The 16,262-nt window shown below is 62.1% G+C and carries 14 protein-coding genes and 1 pseudogene; 6 read left to right on the top strand and 9 right to left on the bottom strand.

Going from position 1 to position 16,262, the window contains the following annotated elements; all coding sequences use genetic code 11:
* Positions 1 to 43: 43 nt before the first annotated feature.
* Both AC1DXU_RS21410 and AC1DXU_RS21415 read left to right on the top strand, forming a co-directional pair.
* Positions 44 to 1,339, top strand: coding sequence for a cysteine desulfurase-like protein (locus AC1DXU_RS21410; RefSeq protein ID WP_477372196.1), 1,296 nt, complete (start codon positions 44 to 46; stop codon positions 1,337 to 1,339).
* Positions 1,340 to 1,394: 55 nt separating this feature from the next.
* The gene (locus AC1DXU_RS21415) at positions 1,395 to 1,814 is read left to right on the top strand and encodes a GNAT family N-acetyltransferase (RefSeq protein ID WP_477372198.1); all 420 of its coding nucleotides are present in this window, start codon (positions 1,395 to 1,397) and stop codon (positions 1,812 to 1,814) included.
* Positions 1,815 to 1,837: 23 nt separating this feature from the next.
* Here AC1DXU_RS21415 and AC1DXU_RS21420 read toward each other — a convergent pair whose 3' ends face one another.
* From AC1DXU_RS21420 to AC1DXU_RS21440, 5 genes are read right to left on the bottom strand one after another with little or no spacing between them, the layout of a single operon-like run.
* The gene (locus AC1DXU_RS21420; protein ID WP_477372200.1) at positions 1,838 to 2,668 is read right to left on the bottom strand and encodes a dipeptide ABC transporter ATP-binding protein; all 831 of its coding nucleotides are present in this window, start codon (positions 2,666 to 2,668) and stop codon (positions 1,838 to 1,840) included.
* Positions 2,668 to 3,513 (bottom strand): ABC transporter ATP-binding protein, encoded by an 846-nt coding sequence (locus AC1DXU_RS21425; protein WP_477311496.1) that lies wholly within the window; start codon positions 3,511 to 3,513, stop codon positions 2,668 to 2,670. Before AC1DXU_RS21425 ends, AC1DXU_RS21420 begins: the two co-directional genes overlap by 1 nt.
* Positions 3,513 to 4,397, bottom strand: a complete 885-nt coding sequence (locus tag AC1DXU_RS21430; protein WP_477311900.1) for an ABC transporter permease subunit — start codon at positions 4,395 to 4,397, stop codon at positions 3,513 to 3,515. Before AC1DXU_RS21430 ends, AC1DXU_RS21425 begins: the two co-directional genes overlap by 1 nt.
* A gap of 26 nt (positions 4,398 to 4,423) precedes the next feature.
* Positions 4,424 to 5,431: an ABC transporter permease subunit gene (locus AC1DXU_RS21435; RefSeq protein ID WP_477311495.1), complete on the bottom strand. Its 1,008-nt coding sequence runs from the start codon at positions 5,429 to 5,431 to the stop codon at positions 4,424 to 4,426.
* A 44-nt stretch (positions 5,432 to 5,475) separates the two neighbouring features.
* The gene (locus AC1DXU_RS21440) at positions 5,476 to 7,074 is read right to left on the bottom strand and encodes an ABC transporter substrate-binding protein (RefSeq protein ID WP_477311494.1); all 1,599 of its coding nucleotides are present in this window, start codon (positions 7,072 to 7,074) and stop codon (positions 5,476 to 5,478) included.
* 479 nt (positions 7,075 to 7,553) lie between these two features.
* On the opposite strand from AC1DXU_RS21440, the gene AC1DXU_RS21445 reads away from it, so the two are divergent.
* On the top strand, positions 7,554 to 9,536 hold the full coding sequence (locus AC1DXU_RS21445) for a long-chain-fatty-acid--CoA ligase (RefSeq protein ID WP_477372202.1): 1,983 nt from the start codon (positions 7,554 to 7,556) through the stop codon (positions 9,534 to 9,536).
* 32 nt (positions 9,537 to 9,568) lie between these two features.
* Positions 9,569 to 10,279 (top strand): class I SAM-dependent methyltransferase, encoded by a 711-nt coding sequence (locus AC1DXU_RS21450; protein WP_477372204.1) that lies wholly within the window; start codon positions 9,569 to 9,571, stop codon positions 10,277 to 10,279.
* Positions 10,280 to 10,407: 128 nt separating this feature from the next.
* Here AC1DXU_RS21450 and AC1DXU_RS21455 read toward each other — a convergent pair whose 3' ends face one another.
* The gene (locus AC1DXU_RS21455; protein WP_477372206.1) at positions 10,408 to 12,270 is read right to left on the bottom strand and encodes a tetratricopeptide repeat protein; all 1,863 of its coding nucleotides are present in this window, start codon (positions 12,268 to 12,270) and stop codon (positions 10,408 to 10,410) included.
* Positions 12,271 to 12,420: 150 nt separating this feature from the next.
* On the opposite strand from AC1DXU_RS21455, the pseudogene AC1DXU_RS21460 reads away from it, so the two are divergent.
* Positions 12,421 to 12,546 (top strand): annotated as a pseudogene (locus AC1DXU_RS21460) (IS30 family transposase); the annotation flags it as partial.
* Between the two features lie 220 nt (positions 12,547 to 12,766).
* On the opposite strand, the gene AC1DXU_RS21465 reads toward AC1DXU_RS21460, so the two are convergent.
* A complete protein-coding gene (locus AC1DXU_RS21465) occupies positions 12,767 to 13,537 on the bottom strand; it encodes an alpha/beta hydrolase (RefSeq protein WP_477311490.1) in 771 nt (256 codons plus the stop codon).
* A gap of 210 nt (positions 13,538 to 13,747) precedes the next feature.
* Between AC1DXU_RS21465 and AC1DXU_RS21470 the strand changes: the two genes are divergently transcribed.
* Positions 13,748 to 14,710 (top strand): cupin domain-containing protein, encoded by a 963-nt coding sequence (locus AC1DXU_RS21470; protein WP_477311489.1) that lies wholly within the window; start codon positions 13,748 to 13,750, stop codon positions 14,708 to 14,710.
* Between the two features lie 190 nt (positions 14,711 to 14,900).
* On the opposite strand, the gene AC1DXU_RS21475 is transcribed toward AC1DXU_RS21470, so the two are convergent.
* Together AC1DXU_RS21475 and AC1DXU_RS21480 are read right to left on the bottom strand one after the other, a co-directional pair.
* Positions 14,901 to 15,494, bottom strand: a complete 594-nt coding sequence (locus AC1DXU_RS21475) for a dienelactone hydrolase family protein (RefSeq protein ID WP_477372208.1) — start codon at positions 15,492 to 15,494, stop codon at positions 14,901 to 14,903.
* A gap of 43 nt (positions 15,495 to 15,537) precedes the next feature.
* Positions 15,538 to 16,260, bottom strand: a complete 723-nt coding sequence (locus tag AC1DXU_RS21480) for an HAD family hydrolase (RefSeq protein ID WP_477372209.1) — start codon at positions 16,258 to 16,260, stop codon at positions 15,538 to 15,540.
* Positions 16,261 to 16,262: the final 2 nt, after the last annotated feature.

Here is a 16,262-nt window from a genome sequence, read left to right on the forward strand (position 1 = left end):
CGCCAACAATTTCCATCTGCAAAGCACTGCGCAGGAGACGACCTTGAACAAGCACCAGACCGACAATGCGAGCGACACCGCCGGCGCGTTCCCCGTCGAAACCATCCGCGCCATGTTTCCCGCCTTGCAGCGGGCCGGCGACTTCATCTTCCTGGACAACGCCGCCGGCGCGCAGATCCCGCAAAGCGTGCTCGACGCGGTGACCAACCATCTGGTGGCGCACAATGTGCAGCGCGGCGGGCGCTATGGCCGCAGCGTCACCGTCGACCAGTCGGTCGCCGATGCCAGGACAAGCGTAGCGCTGCTGATCAACGCCTATAGCCCCTCGGAAATCTGCTTCGGCATGAACGCCACCTCGTTCATCCGCCTGGTCAGTCTCGGCATCGGCCAGATGCTTGCCAAGGACACAGATGGAGAGCGCGACGAGATCGTCATCACCGATATGGACCACGACGCCAACATCGCGACATGGCTGGCGCTGGAGTCCGCCGGCGCCAAGTTCAAATGGTGGCGCATGCGCGAGGACGGCAATCTGCATGTCGACGATCTCAAGCCTCTGGTCTCGGACCGCACAAGGCTCGTCGCCTGCACAGTGACGGCGCATTCGATCGGCTCGATCGTCGATGTCGCTTCCGTGGCGAAGATTGCACACGCGGCCGGCGCCGAAGTGTTCCTCGACTGCGTGCATTACGGGCCGCACGGGCTGATCGACGTACAGGCCTGGGATTGCGACTACCTCGTCTGCTCCGGCTACAAGAATTTCTCGCCGCATATGGGCTTCCTGTGGGGTCGCTTCGAGACGCTGAAGCGGCTGCCGACCTTCCGCGAGGACTTCATCCCCGACGAGCCGCCCTACAAGGTCGAGGCCGGCACCTTCATCTACGAAAACGTCTCCGGCATGGATGCCGCCGTGCAGTATCTGGAGCTGATCGGCCGCAATCTTGCGCCTTCCAACAACCGCTCGCGCCGCGACAACATCGTCGCCGGCATGGGCGCCATCCGCGATTACGAACTGGTGCTGGCGCGCGAGATGCTGGCCGTGCTCAAGAGTTGCAATGCCACCATCTACGGCGTCGCTGATGAGGCCCGCATCAACGAGCGGGTGCCGACCTTCTGCTTCAACATCGGCACGCTGTCGCCGCAAAAGATCGTCGAGGAGATGGCCGAAATGCAGATCGGCATCCGCGACGGCCACATGTACGCGCCGCGACTGATGAAGCGTCTCAACCTGTCGATGGACAGCGGCGCCATCCGCGCCTCGCTGGTGCACTACAACACCGTGGACGAGATCAGGCGTTTCGGCGAAGCGCTGCGCGCCATCATTGCCAAATTGTCTTGAAATGGTTGATCCCGGCGACTCCGATCCGAGCACCGACGGTGCGACGTCTCTAATTGTGCTCAGTGAACCCACGCCAGAAGACATCGTCGCGCTCGAGGATGGCCTCTATCGTTTCAACGTCGTCGCGACCGGCGTCGATGACGGCCGCTATTTGTCGATCTTCCTGAAGAGGGACGACGGAACGATCTATGCCGGTCTCCACGGGCACAGTTGGGCCGGCGTCTGCGAAATCAAGACGCTATGGATTGCCGACAGCGAGCGCGGCAAAGGCCTTGGCTCGCGCCTCCTTGCAGCCGCTGAACAGGAGGCGCGTCGGCGCGGATGCCATGTCATCCATCTTGCGTCCTTCACCTTCCAGGCGCCAGACTTCTACGAGAAGCATGGATTTCAGCGGCTGACGCAGCTCGAGGACTTTCCGCGCGGCCACGCCAATGTCCTGCTCGTAAAGACGCTGGCGCCGAACGCTTCAGTTTGACTGTACTGTCGCGATAGTCAGGATCAGGCGGCCTTCTTCTTCGCCAGCCTTGCCTTGATCGAGGCAACGTCGGCGCGCGGTGTGGCGGCGAACAGCGTCTTCGTATAGGGGTGCTTGGGGTCCGAAAAGACCTCGTCGCGCGGGCCGTATTCGACCGCCTCGCCGAAATACATCACCATCACGTCGTCGGCGATGTAGCGCACCACGGACAGGTCGTGGCTGATGAAGACATAGGTCAGCTTGAACTCGTCCTGCAGGTCGGCGAGCAGGTTGAGCACCTGCGCCTGCACCGACAGATCGAGTGCCGAGACCGGCTCGTCCAGCACCAGCAGGCTCGGATTGAGCATCAGCGCGCGGGCAATGGCGATGCGCTGGCGCTGACCGCCCGAGAACATATGCGGGTAGCGATTGTAGTGCTCGGTTCCGAGGCCGACTTTCTTCAGCATCTTCATGGCCAGGTCGCGCCGCTCTTCGGCCGGCTTGTCGGTGTTGATGAGCAGTGGTTCGCCGAGCACATCGCCGATCTTCTGGCGCGGATTAAGCGACCCGTATGGATTCTGGAAGACGATCTGCACCTTGCGGCGCATCTCCTTGGTCAGGCCGTTCCTGGCGATATCGACCTTGTTGCCGTCGATGAACAGCTCGCCCGACGTTGCCGGATCGATCAACGTGATGATGCGCGCCAGCGTGGACTTGCCGCAACCGCTCTCGCCGACGATGGCCAGCGTCTTGCCCTTGTCGACGCTGAACGAAACGCCCTTGACCGCATGCACGGTGCGCGCGCCGCGAAACAGGCCGCCACCGACGTGATAATCGCGCTTGATGTCCTTGCCTTCGACGACCTTGATGCTCATCAGGCGACTCCGGCGGCCGGTTCGAACAGCATATCTGAGACAGTCGGCAGACGGTCGCCGACAGCGTTATCCGGCAGCGCCGACAGGAGCGCACGCGTGTAGTTGCTCTTTGGCGACTCGAACAGCGACAGCACGTCGGCCTCTTCCATCTTGCGGCCCTTGTACTGAACGATGACGCGGTCGGCGGTCTCGGCGACGACGCCCATATTGTGGGTGATCATGATCAGGCCCATGCCGTATTTGGCCTGCAGCGAGACCAGCAGGTCGAGGATCTGCTTCTGGATGGTGACGTCGAGCGCGGTGGTCGGCTCGTCGGCGATCAAAAGCTTCGGATTGCAGGCGATGGCGATGGCGATCATGACGCGCTGGCACTGGCCACCCGACATCTGGTGCGGGAAGGAGTTCAACCGTTCCGCCGGCTCAGCAATGCCGACCTGCGTCAAAAGCTCGATGGCGCGCTCGCGGCGCTGGGCCTTGTCCATGCCCATATGGAAGCGCAGCACTTCCTCAATCTGGAAGCCAACCGTGAAGCAGGGATTGAGGCTGGCCATCGGCTCCTGGAAGATCATCGACATGTCTTTGCCGACGATCTTGCGCCGCTCGGCCGGACTCAGCTTCAGGAGGTCGCGGCCATTGAAGCTCATCTTGTCGGCGGTGACCGTTGCGGTCCACGGCAACAGGCCCATCACCGCCAGCATCGACACCGACTTGCCGGAGCCGGATTCGCCGACAATGGCGAGCACCTCGCGCTCTTCGACATGGAGCGAGACACCGTCGACCGCACGGAACGGGCCGGACGCGGTCTGGAATTCGACGACGAGGTTCTGGATGTCGAGCAGCGCCATCACGACCTCCTCAGCTTGGGATCGAGTGCGTCGCGCAGGCCGTCGCCGATCAGATTGATGGCGAGCACGGTGATGAGGATGGCGAGGCCGGGGAAGGTCACCACCCACCAGGCGCGCAAGATGAATTCGCGCGCCGTGGCAAGCATGGTTCCCCACTCCGGCGTCGGCGGCTGGGCGCCAAGGCCGAGGAAGCCGAGCGCAGCCGCCTCGAGGATTGCGTTGGAGAAGGACAGCGTGCCCTGGACGATCAGCGGCGCGAGGCAATTGGGCAGGATGGTGCGCAGCATCAGCCTAATGTGGCCGGCGCCGGCAACCTTGGCGGCGACCACATATTCGCGGTTCTTTTCGGCCATCACCGCGGCGCGCACCAGGCGGGCGAAATGCGGCTGCAGCACCAGCGCGATCGCCAGCATGGCGTTGAACAGGCCGGGCCCCAGGATGGTCACCAGCACCAGTGCCAGCAGCAGCGACGGAAAGGCCAGGATCAGATCCATGACGCGCATGATCGCCACGTCGACCCAGCCGCGGAAATAACCGGCGAGCAGGCCGAGCGTGATGCCGCCGACCAGGGCAAGCGTAACGACGACGGCGCCGATCAGCAGCGAGAAGCGCGCGCCATAGAGCAGGCGGGAAAGTATGTCGCGGCCGACGGCGTCGGTGCCGAGCAGATACTGGCTGCTGCCACCGGTCTCCCATGCCGGCGGCCGCAGAAACGCGGTCTTGTCCTGGACGTCGGGCGCATAGGGCGCCAGCACCGGCGCAAGGATCGCGGCCACCACCAGCAGGATGAAGACGAACAGGCCGATGACGGCGCCGCGGTTCACCGAGAAATAGTGCCAGAAGGTCCTGAAGCCGGTCAGCCTATCCGGATTGCCGGCGGCCATCGGGGCGGTTTCGGTTGACTGGCTCATCATGATGCCCGTATGCGCGGGTTGATGACGGCATAGAGCACGTCGACGATCAGGTTCACGGCCATGACGATAAGGGCGATCAAGAGCAAGCCTGATTGCACCACCACATAGTCGCGCTTGCCGATGGAGTCGACCATCCACTTGCCGATGCCCGGCCAGGCAAAGATGGTTTCGGTGAGGATGGCGCCGGCGAGCAGCGTGCTGACCTGCAGGCCGATGGTGGTGACCACCGGAATCAATGCATTGCGCAGCGCGTGCACGCCGATGACGCGGGACGACGACAGCCCCTTGGCACGGGCGGTCCGCACATAGTCCTCGCCCAACACCTCAAGCATGGCCGAGCGCGTCTGGCGAGCGATCACCGCCAGCGGGATGGTGCCGAGCGCAATTGTCGGCAGCACCAGATGGCTCAATGCCGAGCGGAACGCGTCCCATTTGCCGTAGAGCAAGGTGTCGATGGTCATGAAGCCGGTGATCGGCTTGAAGAAGTACTGCAGGCCGATGCGGCCCGAAACCGGCGTCCAACCGAGGTAGCCGGAGAAAAAGATGATCAGCAGCAGACCCCACCAGAAGATCGGCATGGAATAGCCGACGAGTGCGGTGCCCATCAGCGACTGATCGAACCAGGAGCCGCGCTTGACCGCCGCGAATATGCCGGCCGGAATGCCCAGCGCCATGGCAAAAATCATGGCGAAGAACGAGAGTTCCAGCGTTGCCGGAAACAGGGTCTTGAACTCTTCGAGAACCGGGCGCTTGGAGGAGATCGCAACGCCGAAATCGCCTGTCAGGACCTCGCCGACATAGCGTGCGTATTGCTGCCAGATCGGCAAATTGTAGCCGAACTGTTCCTTGAGCTCGGCGTAACGCTCGGCCGACACGCCATGCTCGCCGGCCATGGCAAGGATGGGATCGCCGGGCAGCAGCCTGACGAAAGCAAAAGCACAGATGGTGATGCCGATCAGCGTCGGAATCAAAAGCGCTATTCTGTTGAGGATATATTTGATCATGATGAAGGGGGCGGCGCTTTATCGCGCCGCCCCACTCTAATGTCTTATTCGGCTTTGTCGACGCCGTCGAAGCGGTGAATGCCGAGCGGATCCATCATGTAGCCGCTGACATTCTTGCGCACGACCGAGTAGACTTGGCTATGTGCCAGAAGGAAGGCCGGGGCCTGCTTCTGGAAGACCACCTGGGCCTGTTCGTAAAGCTTGGTGCGTTCAGCCTGGTCGCTGGTCTTCTTGGCCTTCTGGATCAGGTCCTCGAAGTCCTTGTCGCACCAGCTCGAGTAGTTCGACACGCCGATGGCCGAGCAGGCGAACAGCGTGGCGAAGAAGTTGTCCGGATCGCCATTGTCGCCGGTCCAGCCGATCTGGAAGGCGCCTGGACGATCCTTCTTCTTGCCCTCCGAGCGGTACTTGGTCCACTCGTAGTTGACGATCTCAGCCTTGACGCCGACCTTGGCCCAGTCGGCCTGGATCAGTTCGGCGGCACGCTGGAAGTTCGGGTTGTAAGGACGGACGCGATCGGAAGCCCAAAGCTGGATTTCCGTGAGACCGGCAGCAGCCAGCACCTTCTTGGCAGCTTCCGGATCGTAGCTGTCGGACTTCACGTCCTTGTCCCACGACCACATGGTCGGCGGGATCAGGTTTTCAGCCGGCGTTGCGCCGGCATCCTGGAACAGCGACTTGATCAGCGATTCCCGATCGATCGCCTGGTTGAGCGCGTGGCGCACTTCAGGCTTGTCGAGCGGCGGGATGGTCGTGTTGTAGCTCATATAGCCGATGTTCAGGCCGGCCTGATCCATCAGGGTCACGTCGGCGTTGGCCTTGATCGTGCCGATGTCGGCAGGATTCGGATACGGAGCGATGTCGCATTCGCCAGCCAGCACCTTCTGGATACGGGCAGTCGCGTCAGGCGTGATGGCGAAGACGAGATCGTCGATCTTTTCCTTGCCCTTGAAGTAGTCCGGGTGAGCCGCATAGCGGATAACCGAATCCAGCTGGTAGTCGACGAACTGGAACGGGCCGGTGCCGATCGGTTTGGTCGAGAAGTCGGCCATCTTGCCGTCCTTCTGAAGCTGGTCGGCATATTCCTTCGAAACGATCGAGGCGAAGTCCATGCCGAGATTGGCGAGCATCGGCGCATTCGGCTCGGTCAGCGTCAGCTTGACGGTCAGGTCATCGACCTTTTCCCACTTGGCGACATATTTCGGCATGTCCATGCCGGTGTAGTAGTCCCAGGTCAGGTTCGGCAGATACTTGTCGCCGTTCCAGGGATTTTCCTTGTTGAACTGGCGATCGAAGGAGAAGACGACGTCGTCGGCATTGAGGTCGCGCGTCGGCTTGAAATAATCGGTGGTCTGGAACTTCACGCCCGGATGCAGGTGGAAGGTGTAGACCAGGCCATCGTCCGAGATTTCCCACTTGTCGGCGAGGCCGGGCTCGACCTCGGTGCCGCCATGCTTGAATTCGACCAGCCGCGAATAGACGGTACGCGACGAGGCATCGAAATCATTGCCGCCAGTCGTGGTACCCGGATCGAAATTGGCCGGCGATGCCTCCGAACAGTAGACCAGCGTCTTTGCGCTGGCCACGCCGCCGAGGACGCTTGCAGCCAGCAACGCGGCTGCAAAAGTCAGTTTCTTTTTCATTGAGCACTCCCTGATGTTCTGCCAAGCCCCTCTAGCAGGCTCGCGAAGGGCGCATATAAGCACCGTTTTCCCGGCTTTGGAACTCCCTGTTTGCCTACCCCACCGTAAGCAGAAAATGATTCTCGTGTTTTGCTCAATTTCAGAAAAAAATAGCAAAACCTGCTAATCACAGGATTGTTAACGACCGCATTTTTTTATTGATCGCCGGTCTCGCGAATACAATCATCCACAGGCCCGGCCTTGCCACCCGCATGACAGGAAGCAGGTTCCGAAGGCCGCGCCGCCGGAAAGATTTCGACGGCAAATCTTTCCGGTTCTGCCGTAGGGGCAAGACTTGCACGGCCGCCGCTAGTCGCAATACATAGACTGCGTACTGGATTTCTTGGGGAATCCGCACCATCGCTGCAGGAGAGGACGTCTCGGTCATTCAGAGGCGGTGCGGCGTGGGGCATGCAGTGGAACGACCGAGGGAGGCACGGATGGCAAAAGCAACAAAGACAACGGCCGCGAAAGCGGGGGACAAGACAGCTCCCAAAGCGGCTGCTGCCACGGCCAAGCCAAAGGCGCCATCCGTCAAAGCCGCTGTCTCGGCCAAGCCAAAGGCGGCACCTGTAGCTGCCAAGGCAAGCGCAAAGCCCGCCGCGAAAACCGCGGCCAAGCCTGTGGCTGGAAAGCCGGCAGCCGCATCAAAACCCGCAACGACCAAGCCTGCGGTGAAGGCGGCGGCGGCAAAGCCCGCAGCGGCTCCGGCCAAGAGATTGCCGAAGGCGCTGACGGCGCTGGCCGCCGGACTGCCGGAAAAGCCGTGGCTCAAAAGCTATCCGAAAGTCGTTCCGGCAGAGATCGGCGCCCTGCCCTACAGTTCCATCGGCGACTTCCTGGTGGCCGCCTGCAAACAGTTTGCCGCGCAGCCGGCCTTCGTCTGCATGGGCAAGTCCATCTCCTATGCCGAACTCGACCGGCAGTCGGCTGCCTTTGGCGCCTATCTGCAGTCGAAGGGGCTGCAGCAAGGCGCGCGCGTCGCGCTGATGATGCCGAACGTGCTGCAATATCCGGTGGCGATGATGGCCATCCTGCGCGCCGGCTATATCGTGGTGAACATCAACCCGCTCTATACGCCGCGCGAGCTCGAGCACCAGCTCAAGGATTCCGGCGCGCAAGCCATCGTTATCCTCGAAAATTTTGCCAACACCTTGCAGGCGGTGATCGCCAGGACGGCGGTCAAGCATGTCGTGGTCGCCGCGATGGGCGACATGCTGGGCAGCCTGAAAGGGACGATCGTCAATTTCGTCGTGCGCCGCGTGAAGAAGATGGTGCCGGCCTGGTCGCTGCCCGGCCATGTCGCGTTCAACGCCGCCTTGAAGGCCGGCACGGGTATCGCCTTCAAACCCGCCAAGATGGCGGCCGAAGATGTCGCCTTCCTGCAATATACCGGCGGCACCACCGGCGTCTCCAAGGGCGCGACGCTGCTGCACAGCAATGTGCTGGCCAATGTCGCGCAGAACACGCTGTGGATGGACGACGCCTACGCGATCAAGCCAAAGCCGGCGCATCCCAACTTCATCTGCGCGCTGCCGCTCTACCATATCTTCGCGCTGACGGTGAACGCGCTGATGGGCATGCAGCAAGGCGCCCAGAATGTGCTCATCCCCAACCCGCGCGACATTCCCGGCTTCGTCAAGGAACTGCAGAAATACCCGATCCACATCTTTCCCGGTCTCAACACGCTGTTCAACGCGCTGCTCAACAATGAGGATTTCCGCAAGCTCGACTTCAAGCCGCTGATCCTGACGCTGGGCGGTGGCATGGCGGTGCAAAAAGGCGTTGCCGAGCGCTGGAAGGCGCTGACCGGCTGCCCGGTTACCGAAGGCTACGGGCTGTCCGAGACGTCGCCGGTGGCCACAGCCAACAAGTTCAGCGCCGGCGACTTCACCGGCACGATCGGGCTGCCGCTGCCCTCGACCGAGATCGCCATCCGTGACGATGACGGCAACAATCTGCCGCTCGGCGAGGTCGGCGAGATCTGCATCAGGGGACCGCAGGTGATGGCCGGCTATTGGAACCGGCCGGACGAGACCGCCAAGGTGATGACGCCCGACGGTTTCTTCAAATCCGGCGACATGGGCTTCATGGACGAGCGCGGCTACACCAAGATCGTCGACCGCAAGAAGGACATGATCCTGGTCTCCGGCTTCAACGTCTATCCGAACGAACTCGAGGAAGTCGTGGCGATGCATCCGGGCGTGCTCGAAGTGGCGGCGATCGGCGTACCGGACGAGCATTCGGGCGAGGTGCCGAAGCTGTTCGTGGTCAAGAAGGATCCCGCTCTGACCGCAGAGGTGCTGATCGCCTATTGCCGCGAGAACCTGACCGGTTACAAGCGGCCCAAATACATCGAATTCCGGACCGAGCTGCCGAAGACGCCGGTGGGCAAGATCCTGCGGCGGGCGTTGCGAGGATAGGCGCGGTTTTGGGTCTTGCTGTCAAAGACGGGATGGACGCGCACTCGCGTCCCGATCCAGCAGCGTTCATCGCGGCAAACATGCGCATCGCCCCGGTGCCGTCGGTTCCCGAAATCCAGCTCTACACGACCCATCCTGGCAGTGGACTGAGGCGGCTTGTCGAGTGGGAAGAAGACGCGGGCGAGCCGGACGACGGGACCGACGCTGACGACGACAGGCCTGAACCGCAGCCGCCCTACTGGGCCTATGCCTGGGCTGGTGGTGCGGTGCTTGCCCGCTACATTCTCGACCGGCCGGAGACCGTGGCGGGCCGCCGCGTGCTCGACCTTGGCGCCGGTTCGGGCCTGGTCGGCATCGCCGCCGCGAAGGCCGGCGCCAGCGCGGTGATCGCCGCCGAGATCGACCGCAACGGCGTTGCTGCAATCCGCCTCAATGCCGCGGCCAACGACGTCACGATCACCATTGTCGACAAGGATATCACCACGGGTCCGCCACCGGCCGTCGACCTCGTGCTTGCCGGCGACGTCTTTTACGGCCATGAGGTTGCTCTGCGAGTTATCCTGTTCCTCGATCGCTGCCTGGCAGCTGGCATCGAGGTGCTGGTCGGCGATCCCCGTCGCAACGATCTGCCACTGTCACGGCTGCGGTTGCTGGCCGAATATCAGGTGGCGGATTTCGGCGACGCGAAGGGTGCTGCGAGCAAACCGAGCGGCGTCTTTTCCTTCGAGCCGGAAGATCGCTGACGCTGAATGAGCGGGTTCGACCGATTCCGGTCAGAGCGCCGACAGCGTGCCGGCTTCGTCAAGCCCCATCAGCCTGGAATAGCCGACCACGTCGGCGGCGAATATGGCGGTCAGGCGGCGTTCCATTGCTATCTCGCAAGCTCCAGCACCGTCTGCCAGCGCGGAAGGCTGTGCAGCGGATCAAAATCCGAGTCTTGCAGAACCCAAGCTTTCATCTCGTGGTTGGCGCGCGGCATCACACTTTCGAGCATGTCGAACGTCCGGTCGAAATCACCGAGGAAGCAGTGGAAGCAGGCAAGGTTGTATTGGGTCAGGACATCGTCGGGGTCGATCGCGAAAGCGCGCGCGGCCCACTCCTTCGCCCGGTCGAACTCGCCAAGTCCGGCAAGCGCGTTGGCGCCGAGGTAGGCAGGCCGGGGATTTTCCGGATTCCTTGCAAACTCGCGCTCGGCTCGTTCAACACCCCTGCGAGCCGTCTCCCCTTGTTCCTCATGCCGTCCCAACGTGCGATAGATCTGAATCAGCAGAAGCTGGGATTGGTAGTCGTTTGGGTCTATCTCGGCGGCGCGCTCCCAGTGGACGGCGGCTTTTTCGAGCTTTCCCCGCGCATAACAGCTGCGGGCGTAGAAATAGTGGGTTTCGAACAGGTTGGGATTGCTCGCGATCGCCTGCTCGAATTCTCGATCCGCTTCGTCGTACCGCTGGCCGATCGAGAGGGCCAGTCCGCGCGAGGCATGCGCTTCGGCCAGTCCGCTTTCGATCTCGAGCGCCTTGGCGGCGTTGGCCAGTATGCCGTCGAGCGACACCTCCTCGCTGTAGTCGAGGAACAGGAAGGAGTCGCAATCGGCGCTGCCGGCATAGGCGCGCGCATAGAGCGGGTCGAGCTCGATCGCCATCGTGAACATCCGTCTGGCGAGCCGGTAGTTCAGCTTCGTGCCGCGGTGGAAAAACTCGCGGCCTCTCAGATAGTAGGTGTAAGCCTCGACACTCTCGGTCGGCGACGCCTCGATCGCCTTCTTTTCTCCCGGCAGCAGCCTGACCTTGAGCTGGTCGACTATCGTTTTTGTGATCTCGTCCTGAATCGCAAAAATATCGGTGAGGTCGCGGTCATAGCGATCAGCCCACAGATGCGTGCCGTCCTTGCCGTCGATCAACTGCGCGGTGATGCGTACGCGCTGGCCGGCCTTGCGCACGCTGCCTTCAAGCACCGTTGCGACATTGAAGCGCCGGCTGACCTCCTGCACGTCGACCGACTTGCCCTTATAGGTGAACACCGAATTGCGGGCGATCACCGACAGGCCGGAGATCTTCGAGAGATCGGTGATGATGTCTTCGGTGATACCGTCGGAGAAGTATTCCTGCTCCGGGTCGCCGCTCATGTTGTTGAACGGCAGAACAGCGATCGACGGTTTTTCCTTCGTCGACGCTGGCTTGGGTGACGCCGCACCGTTCGTCACGCGCGGCGGCGGAGCGCCGGCGAAGAGGTCGACATTGTAGACTCGAACCGGCCGGTCGATGTTCTTCAGCGTCTGCTCGCCGGTGTCCTCGAAGGAGAGATCGAGGCGGTTGCCGACATTGTCGCGGACCGAGCCGGACACCGCGACGCCGCCGGGCTTGGCGATGCTTTCGATGCGCGCCGCGATGTTGACGCCGTCGCCATAGATGTCGTTGTCCTCGAAGATGATGTCACCGAGATGGACGCCGATGCGGAACTCGATGCGGCGCTCCTCCGGCACGTCGACATTACGCTCGCGCATCCGGCGCTGGATGTCAGCGGCGCACGCCACTGCGTTCACCACGCTCGGGAACTCGACAAGCATGCCGTCGCCGGTGAGCTTGACGATGCGGCCCTGGTGTTCGGCGATCTTGCCGTCGGCCATCTCGCGCCGATGCGTCTTGAGCGCCGACAGCGTGCCGGCCTCGTCAAGCCCCATCAGCCTGGAATAGCCGACCACGTCGGCGGCCAATATTGCGGTCAGGCGGCGTTCCATACTCGGTTGCCCCGCATGTTTCGGAGGCATACCTTAGCAGTTTCCCGCGTCGCAAGCAGCTTTTCGCCGACCAGAGGAAGAATACCGGCTTCCGCACAAGGGCAAACGGAAAAACCACACCTCGAATGTCCGTTCATGCCGCGATCCGGCCTATCCCTGCACAGCCAGGCAAAGCTCGGCGCCATCGCGCGGCAGCTCAACGAGCGCCCCAGAAAGACCTTGCTCTATAAGACCCCAGCGGAGAAGTTCGCTGAGTGTGTTGCAGCGATCGGCTGAGCCCGCCACCCATTGCGGACATTAGAGGGCCAGTGCACACTTTGCCCATGCATGTTGTCGGACGGATCCTCCTGCCCCTCTTGGCCGCAACACTCGCTATAGGCGCTTGCTCGACACCGACCGTTGCGGGCATGGCCCCGCCTCCCGTCAACGCAAGGCATTCCCTAGTTCGCCGAGCACGCGTGGCGCTCCCGGCACGAAAGTGCCGGGAGCGGTATTGTCACTTCACCAGTGCGGCCTTTTCAATCACCGCCGCGACTTCCTTCGCGTGGACGACGAGGGAGGCATGGCTGCCGGCGACCTCCGTCGTCTGGGCCTTCATCCTGTTGGCGAATATCTTCTGAACCTCGGGGGCGATGACCTTGTCCTTCGTGCTGATCACATAGAACGTCGGCTTGTCGTGCCAAGCTGCCGTGTCGACGGGCGCCTCGAACGCCGTGTGGTTCAACGGAAGCTGATGGTTTGCCAGGGATTCGGCGATCTCCAAGGGAAGGTCAGCCGCGACCGCCGAAGGAAACACTTTGGGGTCGATGTAGAGGTTGCCGTTTTCGTCGGGATGGATCGCCGCGCCGCCTTCGGTTGCCGGACCGCTCTTTGCCAGGGTGGCCAGGGATTGTCCTACGTCGGGCGCGAATGCGGAGACGTAGACGAGCGCCGAGACCTTTGGATCGTCACCTGCTTGCGTGATGACCACACCGCCCCAGGAGTGGCCAACGAGAACGGTCTTGCCGTCCTGTTTCGCCAGCGCCTGTTTGGTGGCATCGACGTCCGCTGCAAGCGAGGTGAGCGGGTTTTCGACGAGCGTAACGTTGTAGCCCTTCTTCGTGAGGATATCGGCAACCGGCTGCCAACTCGTCTGGTCGACGAAAGCGCCATGGACGAGCACGATATTGTGCGCCGCCCCCTTGGGCAGTTGAGCTGATTGGGCGGGGGTGGCAACTGCCGCTCCGGCCATGAGGACGGTGGCGACTGTGAGTAGAAGATTTCGCATTCATTGCTCCTGTTGGGATGACGGACGGGGTCCGGGGAAGGGCAGGCGTGTCGGCAAAAGTCTTGGGCTTCCCATCTGCCGTTTGGGTGATGGTTTGCCGTGCGACCCGTTGGCCCGACTTGCGACCAAGTAGTACGTGGAGCATGTGGACGTTAGGCCTCGATCGTCCAAATATTGTGTCTGATCGTCCGTCGTGCTAACATCGGGAGGATGGACATACTCGGCCAAGTGCTCGATCGCGTCCGCCTCGGTGGAACTCTGCTGTTCCACTTCGAGCTCGGCCATCCATGGAATCTGGCATTGCCAGCGCGCCCCTACGCCCTGTTCCATTATCTCAGCCGTGGCTCAGCTACCCTCGCGCTCGATCAGGGACGAGAACTCCACATCAGCGCGGGCGACTTTGTCGTCATCACACGCGGCGAGCCTCACTTGATTTATTCGGATCGCCGGACGAAGCCGTTACCGATCCCGGACCTCGGTCGATTGCCCGGACGTCTTGGCGTCGTTCGTCATGGAGGCAACGCGCAGCCGCTCTCGTCGATGATCTGTGGCAATTTCACTGTAGAGCGGCCCTCGCGCGGCAGCGTGTTGGAATTGCTTCCGCCCTTGCTTCTCCTGAAGCCGACGGAAGACGGCGGATGGCTCGAGGCTATACTGCAACGCATGGTGAGCGAGTCGGCGCTTGCGCGTCCCGGCCAGGACGTCGCACTCTCACGACTGACAGAAGTGCTCTTCGTCGAGGTGCTGCGAAGCTGGATCAAGTCGCTCGGCCCCGGAGAAGGCGGGTGGCTGGGGGCGATGGCGGACCCGCACATAGGACCGGCGCTTCAGTTGATCCACGAACGACCGGATCGACCCTGGACGCTTGGCGAGCTCGGGCAAAGCGTGGGACTTGGTCGTTCGGCGTTTTCGGCCCGCTTCACCAAGCTCGTCGGCGAGTCCATGTACCGTTATCTGATCGCACGCCGGATGTCGGAGGCCGCATTTCTGCTCGAAACAAGCGACGAGGCGATTGCACGGATTGCGACCCGTGTCGGCTACGAGACCGCAGCCGCGTTTTCGAAGCTGTTCCATCGACATCACGGCCTGTCGCCTGGCCGTTATCGAGCAGTTCGCCGGTCTGACGGTGGCCGAAGGCAAGGCGGCGTTCTGGAAGCAGAAGTCGCCGATTGACCTCGACCAAGCTGGCTTCTGGAAGGTCTGGCGATGGGCGGCGCGGCGGCCCCGGCAGGAGTACCCAGTTTTGTTCACAAATGGCGCGCCCGGAGAGATTCGAACTGTCGTCGAGTTTTGGCTTGATCACAGGCGAGACGACTGCTTTCGCGAGGTTGCCTTTTAGTAGTGGACAGTCTGCTTGCGGCCCTTAGCGCTCTTCGTGACGCTCGGTGATCGTGATGGCGTTCAGGAAACTTAGCACTCGTTCCCAAGTCTGGTCGGTCGCGGCCGCATCGTAGTCAGGCAAAGTTTCGTCGGTAAAAAAATGTCCCACATTCGGATATGTGAACACATCGGCGACGGCGCCAGCCTTCTCGGCTACCGCCGTCCACACTGCGAGTTCTTCGGGGGGCGCGAACTGATCCGGATCGGCGACATGAACGGCAATCGGGATCCCACGACGCACATTTCGCGGGATCTCCGCCAGCCCGTGAAGGAGGACTATGCCGCTGGACAAAGCCCTATCGGGCCATACGCTGCTGACAACGCCCGCGCCCATGGAATGCCCGGCCAGGACAGCTGTTTCCGGAAGTGGTTCAAGTGCTGCTCGAGCACGGCCGCAGATGGCTTCCCATCCAACCGTGCTCATGAGCTCAAAACCTTCTTCAATCGTACTCGCTACTAGGCCCGCGTAAAGATCGGGCATAGCGACTGTATGACCAGCTCGACGCATTCGGTCGGCGGCCGCTCTTTCGACATTTCTGAGACCAAGAACCGAATGAAACAATGCGACCGTCGCCATGGCGCTTCTCGTCCGCGAGGTTTCTGTTTGCCCAGGCCTCCCGTCAGATCGTCTCCTTGACCCGCTCCGAAAGAAACGCCGGCAGATCGGCAACCGAATCGAGGACGACGTCGGCGATCGACGACAGCGATTCACGCGTGCCGGTGCCGGAGAGCACGCCGACCGCCAGGCCACAGCCGCCGGCTCGCGCCATTTCGAGATCGTGACGGTTGTCGCCAACCATGGCGATCTGCGCCGGCCTCAGGCCGGTCAGGTCCGAGAAGGCGAGGATCGTGTCCGGCGCCGGTTTCGGATTGGCCACGGCGTCGTAGCCGTAGGCGGCATCGAACAGTTGGGCGACGCCCAGTGTCAGCAAGGTCTTTTCCGCACCGCTGGTCGAATCGTTGGTGGCGACGCCGAGCCGGTAGGATTTCCTGTGCAGCGCCGTCAGCGACTCGACGATGCCCGGCAACGCCACCGCCATTGCCGACCCCTTTACCGAGGTGATCTCGTTGAAGCGGGCGACGGCCAGCATCTGATCTTCGTCGGACAGGCGCGGAAACCAAAGTTCGACGACATCCATGTTGGTGCCGGACGCAAAGATGGAATCAGGTTTGAAGCGCTTGGTGGCAAAATCGAAGCCGGCCGCCGAAAGCAGCCTGTCGGCCTTCCAGCGGTCGCCTTCGGAGGCGTCCATGGCCATGAAATCGGCGATCCCGAGCCATGTTGCGTTGAAGTCGACGAGCGTGCCGTCCTTGTCGAACAGAATTCCCTTGATGTCCGCCAAAT

Source organism: Mesorhizobium sp. P3_A10 (genome assembly GCF_056403175.1).